Origin of the sequence: Aliarcobacter thereius LMG 24486 (genome assembly GCF_004214815.1) — a bacterium.
Classification (GTDB): Bacteria; Campylobacterota; Campylobacteria; order Campylobacterales; family Arcobacteraceae; genus Aliarcobacter; species Aliarcobacter thereius.
In genome coordinates this window covers 387,274-412,595 of sequence record NZ_CP035926.1, presented here as the reverse complement: position 1 = coordinate 412,595, position 25,322 = coordinate 387,274, and the positions used below count along the sequence as shown (strand labels likewise).

Below are 25,322 nucleotides of genomic sequence, written 5' to 3'. Positions count from 1 at the left end.
ATATCTATATTTGATGACCACAATTTTTTGTAAGTCTATCTTTTTGTGATAAATATGAGTTTAATGCACCTAAATATGCTTTTGCAGTTGCTAACATTGTATCAATACTTAATCCATGCCCAACAAATGTTTGGCTATTTTCTTCAAAACTAACTCTTGTTGTTACTTTTGCTAAAGAGTCTTTTCCTTCACTAACAGATACAACTTTATAATCTTTTAATTGTCCTGAGTAACCTGTTAATCTATCAATTGTTTTAAATATAGCATCCATAGTTCCATCACCTAAAGCTGCATCTTTTAAAATCTCATTATTGTGTTTAATTGTTACAGCTGCCATTGGTAAACCATTTGAACAATCACTAATTTGTAATCCAACTAAATCAAAAATTTTATCATGATTTAAAGCTTCATCAGTTATTAACATTCTTACATCATCATCTGTTATATCTTTTTTCTTATCAGCTAAAACTTTAAATCTTTCAAATGCATTATTTAACTCTTCTTCACTTACATTATCAAAACCTAATTGTGCAATTTTATCTTTAAATGCAGCTCTTCCACTATGTTTTCCTAAAATCAAAGTGCTATCTTTAATAACACCAACATCTTCAGGTCTCATAATTTCATATGTTTCTTGATGTTTTAAAACACCATCTTGGTGTATTCCACTTTCGTGAGCAAAAGCATTTTTACCAACAATCGCTTTATTTTGTTGTGGTTCAACACCTGTAATTGTTGCAACTAATCTTGAAGTAGCATATAATTCAGGAGTATTAATATTTGTATATAAATCACCAAAAATATCTTTTCTAACTTTTATTGCCATAACAGCTTCTTCTAAAGCAGAGTTTCCAGCTCTTTCACCTAATCCATTTATTGTAACTTCAATTTGTCTAGCTCCATTTAATACTGAAGCTAAAGTATTTGCTGTTGCTAATCCTAAATCATTATGATTATGTACAGAGATTATTGCTCTATCTCCTGTATAAGCACTTAACTCTTTTATCATTGAAGCTAATTCTGTTGGTAATCTATATCCTACTGTATCTGGTAAATTTATTGTTTTTGCACCTGCTTCAATAACCGCATCAATAACCTCTTTTAAAAATGGTATTTCACTTCTTCCTGCATCTTCACAAGAAAATTCAACATCATCTACAAAAGTTTTAGCATATTGTACAGCTTTAACAGCTCTTTTAATAACTTCATCTGGAGTCATTTTTAATTTATATTGCATATGAATTGGACTCGTTGCAATAAAAGTATGAATTCTATGTTTTGAAGCATGAGAAACAGCTAATCCTGCTTGTTTTATATCATTATCTATTGCTCTACTTAATGAACAGATTGTTGAGTTTTTTATAATTTTTGCAATTTGACTAACTGCATCAAAATCACCTGGACTTGCAGCTGCGAATCCAGCTTCAATAACATCAACACCTAATTTCTCTAACTGTAATGCTACTTTTATCTTCTCATCAGTATTCATAGAGCATCCAGGACTTTGCTCACCATCTCTTAAAGTTGTATCAAATACAATAATTTTATTTTTATCCATAATATTTACCTTTTAAATTAACAATTGATTATATCTTTTTTTCTATAAAAAAAGAAAAACTAAAGCTGAAACGAAATAATTAAAATTAAATTTTAGAGAAGTTTTAAGAGGAGTAGAGAGTTAGCACTTTGAATGAAATTGTTTTGTGAAATATTAAATATTTTCATATTACTCTCCTTTTTTATATAAGTCCGAAAGTATATTTATTTTTATCTTTTTTGTCAAGGATAAATTTTATTATTTAGAGGTTTTAGAATTTTTATTCTAAAACCTATTTTTCACTCTTTATCTTGTGATTTACTATCTTCTTTATTTTCAGAACTACTTTTTTCATTCTCTTTTTCTTTTATAGCTTCACTATGTAAATCTTCATCTTCAAAAACAGTTCCACCATTTTCTTTTATGATTTCTCTTACTCTTTCACCTGATATTACTTCAATATCAAGTAGCTCAGCTGTCATTTGTTCAATTGATTCACTATTATCTCTTAAAGATTGAAGAACTACTTTATATCTTTCGTTTAAAGTATCTTTAACATGATCATCAAGCTCTTTTGCCATTGAATCTGAAAAATCTTTTTGAGTTTGTCCACCTAAAAATTGATTTGTTCTTCTTTCAAGTACCATTAATCCAGCAATATCACTCATTCCATATATTGTTGCCATAGATTTAATAATATTTGTTGCTCTTTCTAAATCATTTCCAGCTCCTGTACTTATTTCACCAATAAATACCTCTTCAGCTGCTCTTCCACCAAGTAAAACATCAACTTCAGCTATAAGTTCATGTTTTTGCATTAAATATTTATTCTCTTCTGGTGTATTTAAAGTATAACCTAAAGCTGCTAGTCCTCTTGGAACGATTGAAACTTTATTTACTCTTTTTGCACCTTTTGTAATTTCAGCCATTAAAGCATGACCACTTTCATGATATGCAACGATTTTTCTCTCTTTTGGAGATATTCTTCTTGATTTTTTCTCAAGTCCAGCAATTTGTCTTTCAACTGCTTCTTTAAAATCACTTGCTTCTACATAGTTTTTATTAGCTCTTCCTGCAAGTAAAGCAGCTTCATTTATAATATTTGCTAAATCAGCCCCAGCAAGTCCTGCTGTCATCTTTGCAACTTCCTTTAAATCTACATCTTTAGCAATTTTAACACCTTTAATATGTACATTTAAAATCTCTATTCTTCCTTCATAATCAGGTTTATCAACTAAAACTTGTCTGTCAAATCTTCCTGGTCTTAAAAGAGCTGGATCTAAAACTTCTGGTCTATTTGTAGCAGCAAGTACAATTACAGGTGCAGTTTCTGTTGAGAATCCATCCATTTCAGCCAAAAGTTGATTTAAAGTCTGTTCTCTTTCATCATTTCCACCCATTGGACCACCACTTGCTCTACTTTTACCAATAGCATCAATCTCATCAATAAAAATAATAGCAGGAGCTACTTTTTTTGCTTGTTCAAACAGATCTCTAACTCTACTTGCACCAACTCCAACAAACATCTCAATAAAAGCAGAACCTGAAACTGATAAAAATTGAACATCAGCTTCACCAGCAACTGCTTTTGCTAAAAGAGTTTTACCTGTACCTGGAGGACCTACAAGTAATACACCTTTTGGAATCTGTGCTCCAAGTCTTACATATCTATCTGGATCTCTAAGGAAATCAACAACTTCTCTTACTTCCTCTTTTGCTTCTTTATTTCCAGCCATATCATCAAATTTTACATTTGGTTTTTCAGAATTAATCATTTTTTTAGATGAGCCAATTCCAAGAATTCCTCCTGATCCACCACCCATAGATTTTTGCATTCTTTTAACCAAAAACATCCAAATAGCAAAAAATAAAAATATTGGAAGAACCCATCCAAAAAGAATATCAGATAAAACATTCTCTTCATTTATTCCACCATAAGCTATACCATTAGATTCTAACTCTTTTATTAAAGTTTCATCAGGAACAACTCTTCTTGCATTATATGTAACTCTTTGCATACCATCATGTTTGCTAATTGCTTTAATAATAGTATTACCAATTCCAACATACTCAATTTTTCCACTTGGAATCAGCTTTTTAAGTTCAGAATATGGAACAGTTTTATTTGTGCTACTTCCAAATGCTTGAATTTGTGAATTTGTTCCAGTTTCATTGTTATCAGGGAAAATTGCTTTAAATGCAAAAATTGTAACCAGTGAAAAAATTACAAATATCAAAATTGGGTTATTATTAAAAAAATTATTGTTATTATTATTGTTGTTTTGATTATTTGAATTATTATTTTGTTGTTTGTTCATAAATCTATATCTCCTTAGTTTTTTTAAATATAAGTGTTAGCCACTCATTTTTTTGGATTCTCTCTTTTAATACTAAATCATTAAAAGAGTTTTTTACTCTATTTTCATATTTATCTAAAATTCCAGATAAAATAAGTGTTCCATCTTCTTTTATACTAGTTTTTAAATCATTTGAAATCATAACTAAAATATCTGCAATAATATTTGCAATTACCACATCATACTTATTTTTTGCATTATTTACTGAACCAATCCAAAAGTTATTTACTCTTTCATTATTTATTTTAAAATTTGAAATAGAACTATCTATACAAATTGAATCAGTATCACAAATATCTACTTTTGCACCTTTTTTTGAAGATGCTATTGCTAAAATTCCACTTCCTGTACCAACATCTAAAAGTTCATCATCTTTTTTTACATATTTATCAATAGCTTCTATACAAGAAGATGTTGTTTCATGATGTCCTGAACCAAAAGCTAAAGCAGGATCAATTAATATATTTATCTTATCATCAATACTTTTTTCCCAAGATGGTCTTATATAAAAACTACCTATAAGTACAGGTTTTATTGAATCTTGATAGTTTTTTATCCAATCTACACTATCTTTTTTCTCATATGATATTTCACACTCAATATTAAGTGCTTCACTAAATTTAACAATAGCACTTTTTATATCATCTAAACTCTCTTCGCTTCTAATTATTATTGATTTTTCTTCACTCTCTTCTATTGTATCATCAATAATTGATTCTATTAAGTCTAAAAAAACCTCATAATCTTTCTTTGGTTTTATTTCCAATTCAAAATATTCTTTTGTCAAAAAAAAATTCCTTTTATATCTTTTTATAAAATTTGGATATTTTATCTAAAAATCTTTTTACTAATATTAAAATTAAAAAAAGCTATCTATTAAATCCCTCATAATATCTACATCGCTTACTTGATTTACCAAATCTCTAAATTCATTTGCTCCTGTATAACCTTTTGAATATGCATGAAGAAGTTTTCTAAAAATTATTGCACCATACGGTCCATGAAATTCTAACATTTTGTCATAATGCTCTAAAATAATCTCTTTTTTAATACTATTATCAATATCTTCAAGTTGATGCTTTAATTGATAAAAAACCCAAGGTTTTCCAATAGCTCCACGACCTATCATAACTCCATCAGCTTTTGTATATTCTAAAACTTCTTTTGCTTTTTTATAATCTTTTATATCTCCATTTGCAATAACAGGTATAGAAATAGCATCTTTCATCTGCTTTATTGCATCATAATCAACAGGAGCTTTATATTTTCCTGCTCTTGTTCTTCCATGAACAGATACAAAATCAACTCCACAATTTTCAACTGCTTTTCCAATTTCTACTGGAATTTTATCATTTACTCCAAGCCTTACTTTTGCACTTGTATATTGTTTTTTAGAATATTTTTTTACTGTACTTAATATCTCTTCAAGTTTATTTAAATCTCCTAAAAGGTTTGATCCTGAACCATGATTAAAAACTTTTGGTGCTGGGCAACCACAGTTTAAATCAATCCCATCTATTCCCTCAACATCATTTAATATTAATACAGCTTCTTTGACTAAATCAACACTATTTCCAGCAATTTGTACAAAATATGGATCTTCACTTGGAGATTTTTCTACCATTTTTAATGTTCTTGCACTTTTATATACCAGTGCATTTGAACTTATCATTTCAGAAATAGTTAAATCAGCACCAAATTTTTTTACTACACTTCTAAAAGGTAAATCTGTATAACCAGCAAGTGGTGCTAAAACCACAAGTGGTTTTGAAAAATCAAGTTTTTTTTGCATTATTTATAACTTATACTTTCCAAACTATATAATTTTCCAGCATCTTTTAAATCTAAAAGTGCTTTAAATGCAACATATTCATCATCAGCTGAACCGATTAAAAACTCTCTTAATTTATCTTTCATCTCAAATTTATTTAATACATATAAATAAGCATCCGTTGCATCTTCATTTTCACTTGAAAGTTTTTCAAAAAGTAAAATCAAAATATCTGGTTTTTCACTATCTTCATATAGTTTTGCAAACTCCACAAAATCTTCTTTTGAAAGTTTTAAATCTTTTAATATTCTAATTACTTCTTCATATCCTAAAGAGAAATCATCTGTTTCTATATCTTTTTTAAGTATAGCTGTAACTAGTTCTTTATCAAGTTTTACATAAGCATAAGCCTTTTTAACCGTTGTTAAACTCTTATCTTCAATAACTTTTAAAAGTGCAGTTTTTTGTAAATCATAAGAATATTTATCTGCTCTTTTTACAACTTCAACAGCAAAATCAGCATCATCTTTTATTCTATTTTTTATATTTTTCTCATAAAGCTTTGTGCCCTGTTTGCTTTTTAAATCTTTTATATAAGCTCCAGCATTTATATCATTTATAGTTCTAATAGCAATATTTAAATCTTCATTTGAGAAATTTGCAATAGTAGATTTTAAATCAAATTTTATATTAGATACAACTTTTGATAACTCTTTAAACTCTTTTGTTTTAAATACTACTTTTTTATCATCTTCTATTAGTTTTGTTCTAATTAAATCAAAGATATTCTTAATATCCTGTTTCAAAAATCTACTTTTAAACCCTTCAACCAGTGTATAAAAAGCCATATGTAAATATGTCAAAAGAACTAAGAAAAGCATTGGAACTAAAATCCAAAGTTCAGCTGGCATTGTCCAAGAGTTTCCTAATAAAGTAAGAGTGTAAGCACTTAATTGTAGGCTATGTACAAATGCATATACAATAACCATCAACAAAATTGTAGCAATGATATAATTTTTAAGACCCATTGTCTTTATTCCTTTTATTGTTTTTTTTAGTCAATTTATTATACTTAAATATTTATAAATTACTTATGATACGGATGATTATTTAAAATACTTAAAGACCTAAATATCTGCTCACCCAATACCAAAGTAGCAATTTTATGTGCAAAAGTTAGATTACTTAATGATATTACTTCATCACAAGCTTGTAAAAATTCTCTTTGAAAACCATATGCTCCACCTATAAAAAAATTAACTTCATTCTTATCTTCTAAAAATTTAGAAAAAGCAAAAGTATCAACTTTCTTTCCTAAAACATCAAGTGCTATGTTAAATCCTTTTAAATAAGGTGTATAAACTTTTGTATAAACTTTTTGAGCTTCTACTTCATTTATATTTTGAGCTTTTGATATCTCATTATTAAATAGATAATGTATAGATATATTTGCAAATTTACTAGACATCTTTATAAAATCATTTATTAATTTATCATAAGTATCATTTGATTTTTTTGCAATTATATAGATATTTATTTTCAATTTAAAAAATCGCTTCCAACACAATTAAATCTTGCATTTTCTATCTTATCATCAATTTTTACTCCACCAATTGCACAAACAGGATGTTTTGATATTTTTGCTAGATAAGATAACTTTTCACCTAAAATATTAGAAATATCTTTTGTACTTGTATTTTTATATGCTCCAAGTCCTATCATATCAATATCTAAAGAGTTTGCTTCAAGTATTTCTATCTCATTATGAGTTGATATTCCAAGAAGTTTATTTCTTATTTTTGTTCTTAAAAGTTTTATCGCTATTTTTTTATCTTTATGTATTTTATGAATATCTTCTTGTCCTAAATGAAGTCCATCTGCAAAATCAATTAATTCTAATCTATCATTTATAATTATAGGAATATTTAAATTTTCTTTAAGATATTTAAGATTATTTATAATCATATTTTCATCTGAAATTTTATCTCTATATTGAACTATTTTCGCATTACTGTTTTGAACTTTTTTAACAAAGTCTTTTAAAGTTATATCTCTTTTTTGAAGTGTTTCGTAGTCACATAAAATATATAAGTAGTTAAAATCATTGAGCAAAAAGCCCAAAGATTTTTCTAAGTTTGAAAGCATTTTAGCTAATTTTCTTTTGTCCAAAAATACTTAGTAAATCACTAATTGTTTTTTTCATATCTCTTCTATTTACAACCATATCAATAGAACCTTTTTCTAATAAAAATTCTGCTCTTTGGAAGTTCTCTGGTAAATCAGCTCCAATAGTCTGTTTAATAACTCTTTGTCCAGCAAAGCCAATTAAAGCTCCTGGTTCAGCCATAATTATATCTCCTAATAAAGCAAAAGATGCAGAAACCCCACCAAATGTTGGGTCAGTTAATATTGAGATATATGGTAATTTTTCATCATCAAGTTTTTTTAATGCTGCACTTGTTTTTGCCATCTGCATTAAAGCAAAAGTTGATTCTTGCATTCTAGCTCCACCTGAAGCTGATACAATAATAACTGCTTCTCTTTTTTCAATAGCTCTATTTACAGCTCTTACAATTTTTTCACCTTCAACAGAACCTAAACTTCCACCCATAAAAGCAAAATCAAAAACTACAAGTTGAACTGGGATACTATTTATTGTGCATTCACCACTAATAACACTTGAAACTCTTCCTGTTTTTGCAAGAGCATCTTCGACTTTCTTTTTATATGATAATTTATCCACAAATTTTAAAGGGTCATTTGGTTTTAGATTTGTATCAAACTCAGCAAAAGTGTTCTCATCTGCTAATATCTCTATTCTTCTTTTTGCACCAATTCTTAAGTGATATCCACATTTTGGACATACATTATCTTGATTTTCAATCTCTTTAATGAACATTAAAGAGCTACAACTAGTACATTTAATCCAGTGGCTTGGAGCTTCACTTTTTTTAGCTTGCTCTTTACTTGTATTATCAAATGAAATTTTACTAAATAGATTTTTTAAATCCACGACCTATTCTCCTTCTTTTTCTAAAGTGTTATTATATATAAATATTACTAAATGTTTTTAAACTTATCCAATTCATCTAATTTTTCCCAAGGATATGAAGCTTGACCAACTTGTCCTCTTGCAGCTACATCAGCATATAAAAATGTATCAATACTTGGTTTATCCAGTTTAAATTTATCTGTAATCCATTTTGGTGTTAAAGAAAAACTGTTCATTACAAACTCAGATAAAACATCATCATTGTGTTTTGTAAATGTTCCCATTGTATCAACTGCTACTGATGTTGGTTTAGCAACACCAATTGCATAAGATATTTGTACAATAGCTTTTTTTGCTAAGCCTGAAGCTACAATATGTTTTGCGATCCATCTTGCTACATATAATCCACTTCTATCAACTTTTGTATAATCTTTACTACTTTGTGCTCCACCACCAATTGGTGCATATCCACCAAAACTATCAACTATTAGTTTTCTTCCTGTTAATCCACTATCATGTAAAGATGAGTGATTTACATATCTTCCTGTTGGATTTATATGTATTATTGTATTATTTTTATTATATAGATTTTCTGGTAAGCCTGATTTATCTATTAAATCTTGAATAATAGCTCTAACTTCCTCTATTTTCATACTTTCAACGCTTGGTGCTGATACAACTATTGTATGAATTCTTTTTGGAATTCCATTTTCAAAATTCTCTTTCGTTCCATAATCTATTGTAACCTGAGTCTTAATATCAACTCCAAATTTATCTTTATTTTTAAGTGCATAGTCATAAACTGTATCACTTAATTTTCTAGCATAAACAATTGCTGCTGGCATATATTCATCTGCTTCATTTGAAGCAAAACCAAACATAATACCTTGATCTCCTGCACCAATCTCTCCCGTTGTTTGATCAACACCTTGGCTTATATCTGGACTTTGTTGGTTTAATAATACTTGAACTTTTACATCATCAGGATGAAGTGCTTGTTCTTTTGAAAAAGCACCTTTTCCATCATAACCAATTTTTGCTAAAGCATCTTTAACAATTTTCTCATAATCACTTTGTGATAAATTTGCCTTAGATTTAACTTCTCCACCAATAACAACATGTCTTCCAGCAACAAAAACTTCACTAGCAACTCTGCTATTACTATCTTCTATTATTAGCCTATCAACTATTGAGTCTGCAATTATATCTGCACACTTATCTGGATGACCAGGGCTTACTACTTCACTTGTAAATAAATATTGTGATTTTTTTTCCATTTTGTTTTCCATCCTTTGTTTTCCACAAGCTTTTGCTTGAATTGTTTTCCATCCTTTGTTTTCCATTTAAAAAGTTCTTTTATTAAGAAACTAAAATAAAATATAAAGAATTATTTTTTCTAAAAATATTAAAATTTAAAGAAAAAGTTTGTAACTTTAACAAACTTTTTCTTTGATATAGATTTTATTATTCAACAGTTACTGATTTTGCTAAATTTCTTGGCATATCAACATCATTTTCAAGTCTAATTGAAATTTCCATTGATAAAAGCTGTAAAGCAATAAGCATTTCAAAAAACTCTAGCATATAATGTTCACAATCATTAATTTTTATAAAATCATCTGCTAATTCAAAATCAAGTGGAGAGATTGCACAAATTGTACTATCTCTTGCACTTAGTTCTTCAACATTTGATTTGATTTTATCATACAACATAGTTTTTGGCATTAAAGCAATTGTAAATAGTTCTGGATCAGCAAGAGCAATTGGACCATGTTTCATCTCACCAGCTGGATAACCTTCAGCATGTAAATAAGATATCTCTTTTAATTTTAAAGCTCCTTCAAGTGCTAAAGGATAAAACACATCTCTTCCTATAAAGAAGAACCCATGTCCATGAAGATATCTTTTTGATAATCTTTTTGCTTTTTCATGAATACTTTCATAAACTTTTAAAGCTTTTGGAACTTCTCTTAAAGTTTGAATCTCTTTTTCTAAAAACTCTTTAGAAATACTATTTTTAAGTTTTGCAAAATAAAGACTTAACATCCATAAAACAACAGTCTGAGTAGAAAATGCTTTAGTCGAAGCCACACCTTTTTCAATACCTGCTCTTGTTAAAATTGTATGTTCTGCAACTCTTGTCATTGATGAGTTATCAACATTACAAATTACTAATGTTTTAAGTCCAGCCTCTTTTGCCATTTTTAAAGCTTCAAGAGTATCGGCTGTTTCACCACTTTGCGAAATTACTATAAAAAGTGTATTTTTTGTTAAAAGAGGTTCTTTATATCTAAATTCACTTGCAACCTCAACAGAACATTTTAATTTTGCAACTCTTTCAAAAAGATATGAAGATACTAAACCAGCATGATATGAAGTACCACAAGCACAAATTTTAATCTCTGTAATTCCTTCAAGAATAGTTGAATTTATCTCATCAAAATTTATTTCACTATCTTTTACTCGACCTAACATTGTATCGCTTACAACGACACTTTGCTCATAAATCTCTTTCTCCATAAAATATCTAAAACCATTTTTCTGAGCAGTTTGTTTTGAACTTGGAAGTTTTGACCAAAGAATATTTTGTGAAAAAAACTCAATATTGTTTTTTGTAGCAATTCCACCAACTCTATCATCAAGATATACAACATCACTTGCAAGTCCGATTAAAGCTGAATCTGATGAAGCAAATAACACTTCATTTTCTTCTAATCCTCGAGCTACAATCATAGGACTTCCTAGCTTATAGAAAAATATCTTTTCTGGTTCATCTTTTGTAATTAAAAGTATTGCAAAAGCACCTTCAAGCCTTTTTATAGTCTCTTGAAAAGCTTTCTTTGAATCTTTTAAACTGTTATTATAGTGTTCAAAAAGATGAACTATAACTTCTGTATCAGTTTGAGATATAAACTTATGTCCAAAAGATAAAAGCTCGTCTTTTAGCTCTTTATAATTTTCAATGATTCCATTATGTACAACATAAGAGTATTCGCCTAGGTGTGGATGAGCATTCACTTCTGTTGGTTTACCATGAGTTGCCCATCTTGTATGCCCTATTCCAAGATTATAAATACCATTTTTAGATTCATTAACTTTATCTTCAAGATTTACAAGTTTACCAACTGCTTTAAATACATCTATCCCTTTATCATTTAAAGCTGCAATTCCTGCACTATCATATCCTCTATATTCTAGCTCTTTTAATCCATCAAGTAGAATTTTACAACTATCTTGTTTACCAATATATCCAACAATTCCACACATATTTATTTCCCTTACATATATTTTTATTAAGAATTTTATTTATTAAAAGCTAAGATAATAGCTAAAAATTACTAAATATCAAGTTTATTTAGTAGTTTTTCATGAATATATGAATTTGTAGCAACTATATATTTATCTTCAAAAAGTTTATACTCTTCTGAATTTATATTTGTAACTTTTCCACCAGCTTCACTTAAAATTAAAATTCCAGCACTTACATCCCAAGCTTTTAAATTCATCTCATAATATCCTTCAAAAACACCTTTTGCAACCATACAAAGATCTATTGAAGCACTTCCTAGTCTTCTTATATCTTGACAATGGGGTAAAACATTTTTTATTTTTCCTACAACATCATTTAAATCATCTACATTTTCTCCACTACTATATGGAAAACCTGTTGCTAGAAGTGATTTTTGTAAATCATCTTCTTTACTTACACTTATTCTTTTTCCATTTAAAAAAGCTCCATGATCTTTTTTTGCATAATAAAGTTCATTTAAAATAGGATTATAAACAATAGCCATATAAGGTTTTTTATCTTTATAAACTCCTACACTTATTGCAGTATGTGGAACTTTATTTACGAAGTTTGTAGTTCCATCTATTGGATCTATTATTATTGAATTTCCAAACTCTATGTTATTGTTGTTTGATTCTTCTGCTATTATATTAAACTCTTTAAAATATTTACTAAACTCTTTTTTTAAATATTTTTCCACAGCTAAATCATAAATTGTTACTAAATCTTTTTTTGCTTTAAATCTTACAGACTTATCAGAGTAATAGCCTTTTTTTAAAATTTTTCCAGCTTTTTTTACTATTTTGATTAATCTTTTTTTCATAATTTTCCCTTATAAGTTTTATCTATTTTATCTAATTCAAGCAAAAAATATGTAATATTTCAAAATGAAAAACTTTATTCAAATAGATAATAATTCCATAAATTTTGGTTCTTGTGAAAATTGTGATGCAAAATGTTGCAAAGGAGAAAACGGAACAATATTTTCACAAATACTTAAAGAAGAGTTTGAAACTTTATATGAAATTTTCCCTATTCTTTTTATTTTTGGAAATTTAAATTTTTTAAAACCTGTTATTTTATTATCAGATGGTTTTAACTCTTGTTTCTATCTTAAAAACAATATTTGTAGTATTTATAAAAATAGACCAAAGGTATGTAAAAACTACCCATTTAGTCCAAATATAGACAATAAAATATATATTGATAACTCTTGTCCTGAAGTTTATAAAGGAGAGAATAAAATAACACTTTTAAATTATGATTTTAAAAATTATCAAGATAAATATATTGAAACTCACTATTTATTTGAAAACTTAAATAAAAATGATTTTAAAAAAGTATTTACAATAAAAGCTATTGATTTTTATAAATATATTGGAAAAGATTCTTCACGATATTTGACTTATCATAAAAAATCTTTAAAAAATTTAAAAAACTATAAGATATTATAATCTATTTTATAATATCTTTTATAGCTTCTATAAAAGCCTTACTATCATTCACACACTTACAAACTTTATACTCTTTTATTCCTAAATTATCTGCAATATGTTTGTATTCAATAGCTAATTCAAAATCTGTTTCAGAGTTATCAACTATAAAAGAGAGTGGATAGATTAAAACTTTTTCATTTTTAAACTCTTTTAGCTTTTCATCTAAAGATGGTTCAAGCCATTTCATTGGTCCTACTTTTGATTGATATGCAAGATTAATTGATTTAAAGTTCAATCCTTTTTCTTTAAGCATTTGTGATAATATCGCTACATGCTCTTTCATTTGTTCCTCATAAGGATCATCTTTATCAACTATCTTTTGTGGTAAACCGTGAGCTGAAAATATTAAACTATAATCTTCATTTTCTTCTATATTTCTTTTAATCTCATTTACAATACATAAATTAAAAACTTCATTTTTATAAAAATTATCTATATATCTTATATTTTGTCCAAAACTATATGGTAAATAATCTATAAAATCTTCAACAGATGATTTTGTAGTTGTTGTTGAAAACTGTGGATAAAGTGGAAGTAAAACTATCTCTTCTATTCCATCTTCTAATATCTCTTTTATAACATCTTTTGCAAAAGGTGGAGTGTATCTCATAGCTTGATAAGTTTTAAAATCTTTTATCTCTTCATTACATTTTGATACAAGTTTTTCTGTCAAAGGATTTATAGGAGATTGATTTCCAATTAATTCATAGTTTTTCCAAGCTTCATTTAATCTTCTTTTTGTGATTATAAAAGCTATTAACTTTCTTAAAAAATTTGAATTTATTGTTAAAATATTTTTATCATTAAACATATTTTTAAGAAACATCTTTAACTCATCTTTATTTCTTGCTCCACCCATATTTAGTAGAACCAAAGCTTTTTTCTTATTTTCCATTTTCTAACCTTATAATATTATCACTACACCAAGAAGCCAGATCTAAATCATGAGTTACCAATAAAATTGCACAACTATCAAGCAAAGTTAAAATCAACTTCATTGTTTCATAAGCTGTTATATTATCAAGTGCAGAAGTCGGCTCATCAAGTAAAATCAAATCTGGCTTTTGTAAAATTGCTCTTAAGATTGAACATCTTTGCAGTTGTCCACCACTTAGTTCAAACGGTTTTTTATATAAAAAACTATCTTCTAGTTTTAATTTTGGCAAAATAGTATCAACTTCGTCTTTAAAATCTCTTTTTAATACATCTTTTATCTGTTCATAAATTGTATATGTTGGATGAAATGATGAAAATGGATCTTGAAAAATAATTGATACAGATTTTTTATTTATCTCTCCACTTTGTGCTTTTAAATTTCCTAAAATAAGTTCAAAAAGTGTAGATTTTCCACTTCCACTTTTTCCTAAAATTGTTTTTAATTCACCTTTTTTTATATTTAAATTAAAATTCTCAAATATTAGATGATTTTTTTTATAAGCAAAGTTAAGATTTTTTATATCTAAAACAAAATCATTCAAAGAAATTTCCTTTTTATTTTATTTTGTAATATATTAAATATAGGCTTTATTCCTAATATATATAAGATAGCTAAATTAAGATTTTCTTATATATTATCTTATCTTTATTAAGATAAATAAAAAGAAAAATAAGTTAAGATACGGCTTATTAAAAATTAAGGATGAAAAATGAAAAAAATCGTTTTAGCTACAGTTGCTTTAGCAGGTTTTGCATTTGCTGCTGCCCCAGCTGCATATAATGCGTGTAAAGCATGTCATGGTGTTAAAGGTGAAACAAATATCACTACTCAAAATAAATCTCATATTCCAGCTAACCAAACAAAAGCGGAAATCGTAAAAGCTTTAAATGGTTATAAAGATGGTTCTTATGGTGGTCCTTTAAAAGGTCTTATGAAAGGTCAAGTTGCTAGATTATCAGATGCTGATATCCAAGCTTTAGCTGACTATATGGGTAAATAATTTAAAGATTATTTATCTTTATTAAAAGGGGAGAGAGTTTTACTCTTTCCCCTTTTTATTTATTTGAGATTTTGCTTCTTTTATAGAGTTCTCTTTTTTTACGGCATCATTTAAATCATCTTCACTATCAAAAAGTAAACCTTGAGTAACTTTACTTGAATCATCAAACTGTCCTGATTTTGCAGCCCAAATAAAAAGTAAAAGCATCAGTCCAGAAACTGCTAAACCTACCATTAACATAAAAAATAGTGTATCATCAATCATTATTGTTTCCTTATTTTAATCTTATTCTTAGTGAATTAAATACTACCACCAAAGAGCTTAAACTCATTGAAAGTGCTGCAAACAGTGGGATTATATATCCACTCATTGCTATTGGGATTGTAAGTGCATTATAAATCAAAGAGAAAGATAAATTTTGTTTTATATGCTTATATGTCTTTTTAGAGATTATAAATGCATCTTTTAGAGATTTTAATTTTGAACTTAATAAAACAATATCTGAAACCATCATTGAAACATCTGCTCCATTTCCCATAGCTATTGCAACATCACTAAAACTAAGAGCAACACTATCATTTACTCCATCACCAACCATAACAACAATTTTTCCACTATCTTTTTGTAATTTTATAAATTCTGCTTTATCTTTTGGACTTAAATGTGCTTTATAGTTTTTTATCTCTAAACTATTTGCAACATTTTTTGCTACAAAATCATTATCTCCTGTAAGCATCATAATATCAATATTTTGTGATTTTAAATAATCTATTAACTCTTTTGCATCATCTTTTATCTCATCTTTTAATTCAAAATTTGCAATAACTTTATTACCAATAGCAAAAATATATTGTGTAGTTTTTGTTTCACTATTAAAATCTATATTAAAATCATCTATTAAAGCTTGATTTCCACCTAAAACTTCAATATCCTCATATTTTGCTTTTAATCCTTTTGCTTCAACATTTTGAATCTCTTCTAATAAAACTTGAGTTTTTATTTCAAAATTATCTTCAATATATCTTTTAACTGCAAGACTAACTGGATGAGTTGAACTATCAAGTAAAGAGTAAAGAATATCAATGTTTTTTTGCTCTTTAGAGAAAAAATCTACATGGCTTACTTCTAGTTCTCCTTTTGTGAGAGTTCCTGTTTTATCAAAAACTACAAGATTTGCATTTGCCAAAGTTTCAATATATTTTGCCTCTTTAAAAAGTAAAGATTTCTTTGCTAATTCACTAATTCCAACTAAACTTGCCATTGGAGTTGCAAGAGCTAAAGCACAAGGACACGCAATAACAACTACTGAAACAGCTGTTATAAATGATCTTTCAAATTGATTTGTATTTTCAAAATAGAATCCTAAATCAAGACCAAAATAGTACCAAACTAAAAATGTAGCAAATGCAATAGATAGAATAATTAGACTAAATCCTCTTGAAAGTTGATTTGCCAAAGTTTGAATTTTTGGTTTTGAATTTAATGAATCTTCTAAAAGTGTAACAATAGATGAAAAAGTTGAATTTTTAAAATCTTTTGTAACTTCATAATGAACTAAAGAGTCTAAAATAATTGTTCCACTATATAAAGTATCTCCAGTTTTTTTATAAACTGGAATAGATTCTCCTGTTAAACTTGATTCATCAAAAGATGATGAACCAAAAACTATTTTTCCATCAACTGGTACTTTTTCTCCAATCTTAATCTCAACAATATCACCTATTTCTATCTCATTTAAAGCTTTTATCTCTTTTATTCCATCTTTTACAACTGTTGTTTCAAGTGGTAATGTTGATTTTATTTTATCTAAAGTATCAATTGCTGATTTTTTACCAATTACTTCAAGATATTTTCCAATTAATACAAAAGTAATAATCATAGCCACAGAATCAAAATAGCTCTCTCCTTTTGCTCCAAATAAAACACTCAAAGAATAAAGATAAGTTAAACTAGCACCAGTACTTACAAGTAAATCCATATTTACTATACGATTTTTTATTCCATAGTATGCACCTTTATAGAATACAAATCCACTATAAAATAGTACAGGTGTTGTAAGAATAAACTCTGCAAAATGTATCATATCTTTTACATCATTACTCATTCCAGTAAAAAATCCTGTATATTTACCAACACTAAGCATCATAATATTCATAGTACAAACAACTGCAACCATAATTTTTACGAAGAAGTCTTGTTTTGCTTTATTTGCTTGTTCATTTGCAAGAGTTGAATCATAAGCATAAGCGTTGTAACCTATACTTCTAATCTTTTTTATAATTTGGCTTAAATTTATTAAATCTCTATTAAAAATAACCCTAGCTTTATTTGTTGTAAAATTTATATCTGCTTCTACAACACCTTTTGTATCATATAAAATCTTTTCATTTAGCCATACACAGGCTGCACAGTGAATACCTTCAAGAATAAGGTCAATTTGAGTAAATCCATCTTTTGTTTTTGTTGTATAGTTATTTAGGAAATTTTGTGAATCAAACTTTTCTAAATCTCTATTTGATACTTGTAAAGGTGCTTTTATACTTTTATTTCCTAACTTTTCATAAAAAGAGTCAAGATTTTCTTCTTTTAATATATGAAAAACAGTTTGACAGCCACCACAACAAAAATTCATATCACCATCTTTTATCATAACACTTTCTTCAAATGATAAATGACAGTGATTACATACTATTTTTGACAAAAATATATCTCCTATATAATAATTCAACTTGCTATAAAAAACTTTTAGTATTATATCTTATTAATTTTCAAAGAGTGGTTTAATGAATAAAGAGATAGAAACACTAAAAAATATTACAGTTTTATATGCTGAAGATGAAAAAGAGTTAAGAGATATTACTGCTGGTTTTTTAAAATCATTTACAAAAGCACAATATATAGCTTCAAATGGTGAAGAAGCTTTTAATCTATTTTTGGAACATCAAGATAATATTGATTTAATAATAACTGATATAAATATGCCTCATTTAAATGGTATGGATATGATCAAAAAAATTAAAAAGATAAATAAGAAGATTCCTATTATTATCACAACTGCTTTTTCAAATAAAGAGTATTTACTTGAAGCTATAAATATTGGTGTAGATAAATATGTTTTAAAACCTGTTGATATTTCAAAACTTATTCAAGCTATGAATCAATCATTAAATTATCATGAATTAAAAGATTTATATACAGACAATCTTACAAATCTTGCAAATAAGAATAAACTTCTAAGAGATTTTAATAATACAAATAGTGATCTTATGGCTTTAGTTGATTTAGATGAATTTGTAGCGACAAATGATCTTTTTGGTGAAGCAATTGGAGATAAAATCTTAATTTTATTTTCTCAAAAAATGAGAGAATTTTTTTCTCAAAGTAAATTCTTATTATATAGAATTGAATCAGATAAATTCGCAATTGTTCCAAAAGACTATTTAGAAATAGAGACTTTTTTTGCTATTTGTAAAGAGTTTTTAGAAAAAATAGAAAATGATGTTTTTTTAATTGATGACAATGAAATTGATGTAAACATAACAATAGGTTTAGCAAATGGAAAAGGCGAACAAGCATATAAATATACAAAAAGAATTATAAACTATGCTAGAAAAAAATTCCAAAAGATTATGATTTATGATGATTCTTATAATATTCATAAATCATTTGAAGATAATATTACTTGGATAAAGCAGTTAAAAATAGGATTTAAAGAGAATCTTTTAAAAGCTTATTTTCAACCTATTGTAGATACAAAATCAAAAGAAGTTTTGAAATATGAAGCACTAATCAGATATATCGCTCCTTGTGGTAAAGTTCATGGTCCATTTGAGTTTTTAGAAGTTGCAAAAAAAACAAAAATGTATCCAAATATAATAAAAGTAATTCTTGATGATTCATTAAAACTTATAAAAGAGAAAAATAAAAAAGTATCTGTAAATATATCTTATATTGATTTAATTGATGAAAAAACTACAAAATATATTTATGATTTTTTAGAGACAAATAAAAAATATGCAAATAGTTTTGAATTTGAAGTTTTAGAATCTGAAGAGATATCTGATTTTAATCTTATTAAAAATTTTATATCTAATGTTTATAAATATGGTTGCATAGTAGGAATTGATGATTTTGGTGCTGGTTACTCAAATTTCCATATATTATCAAAACTAGCAATAGACTTTGTAAAAATTGATGGTTCTTTAATAAAAGATGTTCATAATTCAAAAGATTTAGAGGTAATTGTAAAAACAATTGTAAGTATTGCTAAGAACTTTGGCATAAAAACAGTAGCAGAATTTGTGGCAACTGAAAGTATTTATCATAAAGTAAATGAGCTAAATATAGATTGTTCTCAAGGATATTTTTTCGATATGCCTTTAACTTTTGAAGAGATAATTTAAGTTATTAGTTTAAATTATCTTCTTCTCTTTTTATAAATCCAACCAACTATTTAAAATTTCATCTTTTTCAAATAATTTTGATTTAATTCTAGCAACTCTGGCTATTGAAACTAACTCATTTGAAGCTTTATCAAGTTTTTCATTTATAATTAAATAATCATAATCCAAAAATTCTTCTACTTCATTTTTTGCATTTTTAATTCTTTTTTCAATAATATCTTGGCTATCTGTATCTCTTGAAGTTAATCTTTGCTCTAATATTTTTAGTGTTGGTGTTGTTATAAAAACAGAAGTCACTACATTATGTAGTTTTTTTCTAATAATCTTATGACCTTGAACATCTATATCAAAAACAACTAGTTTTCCTTCATTTAATGCTTCAATAACAGGCTTTAAAGAAGTTCCATAATAATTATCATGAACTTTTGCATACTCTAAAAAATTTGCATTTTTGATATCTTTTTCAAACTCTTCTTTGCTTACAAAAAAGTAATCAATACCATTTATTTCTCCATCTCTTGGGGCTCTTGTTGTTGTTGAAATAGAAAAATAGCTATTTGGAATATTTTTGAAAACATCTCTTAAAAGAGTTGATTTTCCACATCCACTTGGTCCTGAAACAATTAAAATAGCACCTTTTATTTCATACATTTTAAGACTCCTTTAAAGATATTTTCAAATTTATTGTTTCATTTCTTGTTAATCTATCAATTAAGTCTTGATTTAATTTTAATAAAAGTGGTTTTATATCATCCATTTTATGTCTATTTAATATTAAATGATAATCCTCTTTACTTATTTCAAATTCAAACTCTTTTACCTCTTCTAAAGCATCATCTATTATTTCAGATATATCTTTCCAATCTGAATCATCTATAACTTTTACTTCAACTTCTTCAGTACTTTCAGAATCTTCATTTAAAACATTATTTATCTTTTTAATTTCATTCGCATCTAAAACTCCACCTTGTCTAATGCTATCAAGTGAAATTATACTCTCATCATCGCTATTTTTATCATCACTAAAAAAACTACTATCGAAATCATCATCAATTAAAGTTTCAAAAAAATCTTCACTTAATGTTTCATCTTCTTTATCTTCTACTATTTCACTATTCTTAGAATCCAAATTAACTTTAGTTTCTTCTACAAAATCTACTAGATTATGATTATTTTCTATTTTTTGTTTTAATATTTCAATTTGTTCTTTTAAAATTGCTTCAAGTTTTGTTGGTAAAAAAGGTCTTGGAATTAAGTAATCTTTTTGCAAGTTATAATCTATCTCTTCTGAGCTAATAAACAATAACATTTTTGCAAGTTTTCTTAAACTTGCTGAGTCATTTCCAATAAAAGGTTGATCCACTACTATAAAATCATATTTATCTTTTATTTTAGTATTTTTTTCAATAATTAAATCTATACTTAATCTTTTACAAACTAGATTAAAAATATGCTCTATAATTGCTGTATTACAAATCAAAAGCAGTTTCACTCTTTTATCTCCTTTAAATTAAACTCTTCAAGTTTTAAAACTCTATCGCACATAAAAGCTAAACTCTCTTCGTGAGTTACAAGTACTAAAGCAGCATCTTGTTCTTTTACATATTTAAATAGAGCATTCATAACCAAAAGTGCTGTATCTTTATCCAAATTTCCTGTTGGTTCATCTGCAAAAATAATTTTTGGTTTTTTTAAAAGAATTCTTGCGATAGATAATCTTTGTTGTTGTCCACCACTAAGCTCTCCAACTCCTTGATTCAAAACATGAGCTATATCAAGCTCTTTTAAAAAATTATAGTCTATCTCTTTATTGCTTAAATATTTTGCAACTTCCAAATTTTCTTCTGCACTAAATCCTCTAAATAGATAATGTGCTTGAAAAATAATTCCAAAATCTTCTCTTCTTATATTTAATATCTCATTTTGTTTTAGTGAATATATATCTTTACTTTTAAAAACAACATTTCCAGTTGTTGGCTTTAAAAGTGAAGACAAAATATTTAAAAATGTAGATTTTCCACTTCCACTAGTACCAATAATTGCAATTGATTCTTTAGAATTTACTTTTAAATTTATATCTTTAAAAAGTTCATAATCAAAATTGTGTGATATGTTTTTTGCTTCAAGTAGTAAAGATGCAGGAGTTTCACTATTTTTCAAATTTTCACTCACTGCATCCCCTTTTTTATAGTTAAGTAACTATAAGATTATTTTCCCATTTGTTTTGCAACTTCAGCTGCAAAATCTTCTTCTTTTTTCTCAATACCTTCACCAAGTTCAAATCTGATGTAAGATGTAATTTCAATAGAAGCATCAACTTCAGCAATTGCTTGTTCTACTGTTTGTTTATCATTCATTACATAAGCTTGTGATAAAAGAGCAAATCTTGTATCTAATTGAGTATTATCAGTGATAAATCTCTCAATTTGTCCTGGTATAATATTTGCCCAGATTTTTTCAGGTTTCCCTTGAGCTTTTAACTCTTCTTCAAATCTAGCTTTTGCACTTGCAATTGCTTCATCTGTTAATTGTGATTTAGAAACAAAGTCTGGAATTTTCTTTTGAGGTTTTCCAAGTCTTCTTAACTCATCGTTTTCAGCTTCAATCTCTGCTCTAATAGCTCTATTTTCAGACTCAACAAATGCAGGATCTAAATCTTTATATGAAATAACTGTTGGTTTCATAGCAGATGCATGCATTGCAATGTTTCTTAAAAGAGCAGCTGTTTTTTCTTTTGCAGCTTCATCACATTTAGCAGCTAAGATAACTCCTGTTCTTCCTGTAACATGTACATAACCATTTACAACATTACCTTCAACTGAATCCAATTTTCTAGCAACTAAGTTTTCACCAATAGTTGCAATTTTTTCTGCTAAATATGTTTGAAACTCTTGCCCTGCAATAGTTGAATTATTTAATGATTCAGCATCAGAAATATTTGAGTTTAAAGCATGAGCTGTAATCTCTTTTGTAATATTAATAAAGTTATCATTTTTTGCAACAAAATCTGTTTGCGAGTTTAACTCTAAAATAACAGCTTTTGTATTATTGTTATTGATTTCAATAGCAATAAGTCCTTCAGCAGCTACATTTCCAGCTTTCTTAGCAGCTTTTCCAAGTCCTGCTTCTCTTAAAGCCTGAACAGCTTTTTCAATATCTCCACCAGTCTCATTTAATGCATTTTTACAATCCATCATACCAGCACCAGTAAGTTCTCTTAACTCCTTGATTAGTTGTGGTGTTGCTCCTGCCATTATGCTTCTTCTCCTTCTACATTAATTCCTTCAGCTTCACCTTCTGCAACAGCTTCAGCTAAAACTTCATCTTGCTCAGCTTGAGATACTGGTTCAACTACTTCTTCACCATTATTCTCAGCTAAAATTGCTTTACCTTCATTCATAGCAGCAGACATTTCGTTGCAGAATAAGTGAATTGATCTAATAGCATCATCATTTCCTGGAATTGGTAAATCAACAACATCTGGATCACAGTTTGTATCTAATGGTGCAATAACTGTAATTCCTAATCTTCTAGCTTCTGCAATAGCAATTTTTTCTTTAACAGCATCAAGAACAAACATCATATCTGGAAGTTTATGCATCTCTTTGATTCCACCAAGATATAGCTCTAGTTTCTCTTCTTTTCTTGTAAGCATTAAAGCTTCTTTTTTAGTTAAAAGGTCTAATTGCCCTTCTTCTCTCATTTTTTTAATAATTTCTAATTTTCTAATTGATTTTTTAATTGTTCCAAAGTTTGTAAGCATCCCACCTAACCATCTATGGTTTACATATGGCATTCCACAAGCTTCAGCAGCTTTTTTTATTGTTTCACTAGCTTGTTTTTTAGTACCAACAAAAATCATTGTTTGACCTTCAGCAGCTCTATCTTTTACAACATTGTATGTATATCTAAAATATCTTAGAGTTTTTTGTAAATCTATAATATAGATGTTTTTTCTAACTCCGAAAATGAATTTTTTCATTTTTGGATTCCATCTTCTTGTTTGGTGTCCGAAATGTACTCCACATTCTAATAGGTCTTTCATTGTAACCATGGTAATTCTCCTTGAATTATGTTTGTTTTTATTTTTTTCTAGGGTTTAGCCTCTGTATCCCTTAATATTAAGAAAATCTTAATACAACCCGAGCAAGGATTGACACATGTGAGGTTTCTAAATTTAATTTTAAAAATAGAACCGTGATTCTATCTAAAATAATTTTAAGATTTGTTTAATTTTTACTGAATGATAAATGAGAGTTGTAATCTATCTTAAATTTAAGATAGATTACATTTATTACAATACTTTTTTCTTTCCTGTAAACTCTTTTGAATTTACACTATTTACAATTAATTTTGAGATATTATCAGTTGTAATAGCAACTTCTTTTGATTGAGAAGCAACACTAGCATTCTTTTGAGTTTGTTCATCAAGTACAGACACAGAATCATTTATCTGCTCTATTCTTAAAAGTTGTTCTTTTGAAACTGCTTGAATCTCTTCTATTAGTTCTATTGTTTGAATAATATTTTTATTCAACTCTTTATATCCAATAATCATATTATTAGCTATGTTCTTTCCATTTTGTGCTTTTTTATTTGCAGTTTCTACTATACTTTTTATCTTTTTAGTAGCTTCTGCACTCCTAATTGCAAGATTTCTTACTTCACTTGCAACAACTGCAAAACCTTTTCCATTTTCACCTGCTGTTGCAGCTTCTACTGCTGCATTTAATGAAAGAATATTTGTCTGAAATGCAATATTATCTATTATACTAATTGCTTCATTTACTAAAGCAACTTGATTATTAATCTCTTCCATAGATAATACTGTTTGATTTGCAAAATTTTCTCCATCACTTGAAGATTTTCTAACATTTTTTGATAAATTTGAAACTTTCAAAATATTATCCGTACTATTTCTTACTTGACTTGTAATCTCATCTAAGGCTGCTGATGTTTCTTCTAAATTTAAAGCTGCTTCTTTTGAAGACGAATTTAAAATATCAACATTATATAGAAGAATTCTAGAGTTATTTTCTAGAATAGTTCCATTTGAACTACTTTCAAGTAACATTTCTGTAATAGTTTGTCCAAGGATATTTATACCTTCAAATAACTTTTTAAAATCATTATTTTCTATATCTGAATTTAAACTATTAATATAGTTATATTTACTGTATTCACAAAGAATACTTATGATTTTATCAATCTTATCTTGAAGAGTTAAGACCAAATTATTTATAGTTTTAGCTATATAATTTAGCTTTATATTAGAAGTATTTGTATGGAAAATTTTATCTCCTATAATACCTTTGCCAATTTTTTCTGAAATAAGCATGATTTCACCATATATTAAAAGCTCATCATCATGTTTTTTATTTAATATATTTAGTATTGAATCTATCTTATTTTTTATCTCTTTGTCACAAGTTTCATTTTCATCAATCGTTAAAGAATTTGTTTCATTCTTTAAATATAATTCAATTTCACTTAATTTTTGTAAAACATATCTTTTTTCTCTACCAAAAAACATCTTATCT

General features: G+C 27.2%; 24 protein-coding genes. 3 read left to right on the top strand and 21 right to left on the bottom strand.

Going from position 1 to position 25,322, the window contains the following annotated elements:
• Positions 1 to 4: 4 nt before the first annotated feature.
• The 11 genes from ATH_RS02200 to ATH_RS02150 all read right to left on the bottom strand — a co-directional run bounded on the left by ATH_RS02200 (position 5) and on the right by ATH_RS02150 (position 12,769).
• Positions 5 to 1,558: a 2-isopropylmalate synthase gene (locus ATH_RS02200; RefSeq protein WP_066169701.1), complete on the bottom strand. Its 1,554-nt coding sequence runs from the start codon at positions 1,556 to 1,558 to the stop codon at positions 5 to 7.
• A gap of 278 nt (positions 1,559 to 1,836) precedes the next feature.
• Positions 1,837 to 3,855, bottom strand: a complete 2,019-nt coding sequence (gene ftsH, locus ATH_RS02195) for an ATP-dependent zinc metalloprotease FtsH (protein WP_066389958.1) — start codon at positions 3,853 to 3,855, stop codon at positions 1,837 to 1,839.
• 4 nt (positions 3,856 to 3,859) lie between these two features.
• On the bottom strand, positions 3,860 to 4,681 hold the full coding sequence (locus ATH_RS02190) for a 50S ribosomal protein L11 methyltransferase (RefSeq protein ID WP_066183114.1): 822 nt from the start codon (positions 4,679 to 4,681) through the stop codon (positions 3,860 to 3,862).
• 72 nt (positions 4,682 to 4,753) lie between these two features.
• Complete coding sequence (locus ATH_RS02185; protein WP_066183111.1) at positions 4,754 to 5,686, bottom strand: tRNA dihydrouridine synthase; 933 nt, start codon at positions 5,684 to 5,686, stop codon at positions 4,754 to 4,756.
• Positions 5,686 to 6,693, bottom strand: a complete 1,008-nt coding sequence (locus tag ATH_RS02180; RefSeq protein WP_066183109.1) for a hypothetical protein — start codon at positions 6,691 to 6,693, stop codon at positions 5,686 to 5,688. The genes ATH_RS02185 and ATH_RS02180 overlap by 1 nt, the downstream gene beginning before the upstream one ends.
• A 59-nt stretch (positions 6,694 to 6,752) precedes the next feature.
• The gene (locus tag ATH_RS02175) at positions 6,753 to 7,208 is read right to left on the bottom strand and encodes a 23S rRNA (pseudouridine(1915)-N(3))-methyltransferase RlmH (RefSeq protein WP_066183104.1); all 456 of its coding nucleotides are present in this window, start codon (positions 7,206 to 7,208) and stop codon (positions 6,753 to 6,755) included.
• Entirely contained in the window at positions 7,205 to 7,810 is a 606-nt protein-coding gene (locus tag ATH_RS02170; protein WP_066183102.1) for a thiamine phosphate synthase, read from the bottom strand. Before ATH_RS02170 ends, ATH_RS02175 begins: the two co-directional genes overlap by 4 nt.
• 1 nt (position 7,811) lies before the next feature.
• Positions 7,812 to 8,678, bottom strand: a complete 867-nt coding sequence (gene accD, locus ATH_RS02165) for an acetyl-CoA carboxylase, carboxyltransferase subunit beta (RefSeq protein WP_066183099.1) — start codon at positions 8,676 to 8,678, stop codon at positions 7,812 to 7,814.
• Between the two features lie 47 nt (positions 8,679 to 8,725).
• A complete protein-coding gene (gene metK / locus ATH_RS02160; protein WP_119184223.1) occupies positions 8,726 to 9,934 on the bottom strand; it encodes a methionine adenosyltransferase in 1,209 nt (402 codons plus the stop codon).
• A 187-nt stretch (positions 9,935 to 10,121) separates the two neighbouring features.
• Positions 10,122 to 11,924, bottom strand: a complete 1,803-nt coding sequence (gene glmS, locus ATH_RS02155) for a glutamine--fructose-6-phosphate transaminase (isomerizing) (protein WP_066183091.1) — start codon at positions 11,922 to 11,924, stop codon at positions 10,122 to 10,124.
• Between the two features lie 71 nt (positions 11,925 to 11,995).
• Positions 11,996 to 12,769 carry an inositol monophosphatase family protein gene (locus ATH_RS02150; RefSeq protein ID WP_066183088.1) on the bottom strand — a complete coding sequence of 258 codons (774 nt, stop codon included), beginning with the start codon at positions 12,767 to 12,769 and terminating at the stop codon, positions 11,996 to 11,998.
• Positions 12,770 to 12,833: 64 nt separating this feature from the next.
• On the opposite strand from ATH_RS02150, the gene ATH_RS02145 reads away from it, so the two are divergent.
• Positions 12,834 to 13,400 carry a YkgJ family cysteine cluster protein gene (locus ATH_RS02145; RefSeq protein WP_066183085.1) on the top strand — a complete coding sequence of 189 codons (567 nt, stop codon included), beginning with the start codon at positions 12,834 to 12,836 and terminating at the stop codon, positions 13,398 to 13,400.
• A 1-nt stretch (position 13,401) separates the two neighbouring features.
• Here the strand turns inward: ATH_RS02145 and hemH are convergent, their stop codons facing one another.
• The gene (gene hemH, locus ATH_RS02140; RefSeq protein ID WP_066183083.1) at positions 13,402 to 14,337 is read right to left on the bottom strand and encodes a ferrochelatase; all 936 of its coding nucleotides are present in this window, start codon (positions 14,335 to 14,337) and stop codon (positions 13,402 to 13,404) included.
• Positions 14,327 to 14,920, bottom strand: coding sequence for an ATP-binding cassette domain-containing protein (locus tag ATH_RS02135; RefSeq protein ID WP_066183080.1), 594 nt, complete (start codon positions 14,918 to 14,920; stop codon positions 14,327 to 14,329). The genes hemH and ATH_RS02135 overlap by 11 nt, the downstream gene beginning before the upstream one ends.
• 168 nt (positions 14,921 to 15,088) lie before the next feature.
• Here ATH_RS02135 and ATH_RS02130 point away from each other — a divergent pair, with 168 nt between their 5' ends.
• A complete protein-coding gene (locus ATH_RS02130; RefSeq protein ID WP_066183078.1) occupies positions 15,089 to 15,379 on the top strand; it encodes a c-type cytochrome in 291 nt (96 codons plus the stop codon).
• Between the two features lie 39 nt (positions 15,380 to 15,418).
• Here the strand turns inward: ATH_RS02130 and ccoS are convergent, their stop codons facing one another.
• Entirely contained in the window at positions 15,419 to 15,643 is a 225-nt protein-coding gene (ccoS, locus tag ATH_RS02125) for a cbb3-type cytochrome oxidase assembly protein CcoS (RefSeq protein WP_066183075.1), read from the bottom strand.
• 10 nt (positions 15,644 to 15,653) lie between these two features.
• The gene (locus tag ATH_RS02120; protein ID WP_066389959.1) at positions 15,654 to 18,080 is read right to left on the bottom strand and encodes a heavy metal translocating P-type ATPase; all 2,427 of its coding nucleotides are present in this window, start codon (positions 18,078 to 18,080) and stop codon (positions 15,654 to 15,656) included.
• Positions 18,081 to 18,162: 82 nt separating this feature from the next.
• On the opposite strand from ATH_RS02120, the gene ATH_RS02115 reads away from it, so the two are divergent.
• The gene (locus ATH_RS02115; RefSeq protein WP_066389963.1) at positions 18,163 to 19,782 is read left to right on the top strand and encodes an EAL domain-containing response regulator; all 1,620 of its coding nucleotides are present in this window, start codon (positions 18,163 to 18,165) and stop codon (positions 19,780 to 19,782) included.
• 30 nt (positions 19,783 to 19,812) lie between these two features.
• On the opposite strand, the gene gmk is transcribed toward ATH_RS02115, so the two are convergent.
• The 6 genes from gmk to ATH_RS02085 form a co-directional block, all read right to left on the bottom strand.
• Positions 19,813 to 20,433: a guanylate kinase gene (gene gmk, locus ATH_RS02110; RefSeq protein WP_066183066.1), complete on the bottom strand. Its 621-nt coding sequence runs from the start codon at positions 20,431 to 20,433 to the stop codon at positions 19,813 to 19,815.
• Between the two features lies 1 nt (position 20,434).
• Entirely contained in the window at positions 20,435 to 21,274 is an 840-nt protein-coding gene (locus ATH_RS02105; protein WP_066389964.1) for a hypothetical protein, read from the bottom strand.
• Complete coding sequence (locus tag ATH_RS02100) at positions 21,271 to 21,954, bottom strand: ABC transporter ATP-binding protein (RefSeq protein ID WP_083196651.1); 684 nt, start codon at positions 21,952 to 21,954, stop codon at positions 21,271 to 21,273. Before ATH_RS02100 ends, ATH_RS02105 begins: the two co-directional genes overlap by 4 nt.
• Before the next feature lie 35 nt (positions 21,955 to 21,989).
• Positions 21,990 to 23,036, bottom strand: a complete 1,047-nt coding sequence (gene tsf / locus ATH_RS02095) for a translation elongation factor Ts (protein ID WP_066389965.1) — start codon at positions 23,034 to 23,036, stop codon at positions 21,990 to 21,992.
• Complete coding sequence (gene rpsB, locus ATH_RS02090) at positions 23,036 to 23,836, bottom strand: 30S ribosomal protein S2 (RefSeq protein ID WP_066183054.1); 801 nt, start codon at positions 23,834 to 23,836, stop codon at positions 23,036 to 23,038. The genes tsf and rpsB overlap by 1 nt, the downstream gene beginning before the upstream one ends.
• A gap of 240 nt (positions 23,837 to 24,076) precedes the next feature.
• Positions 24,077 to 25,315, bottom strand: a complete 1,239-nt coding sequence (locus tag ATH_RS02085) for a methyl-accepting chemotaxis protein (RefSeq protein ID WP_066389966.1) — start codon at positions 25,313 to 25,315, stop codon at positions 24,077 to 24,079.
• Between the last annotated feature and the right edge of the window lie 7 nt (positions 25,316 to 25,322).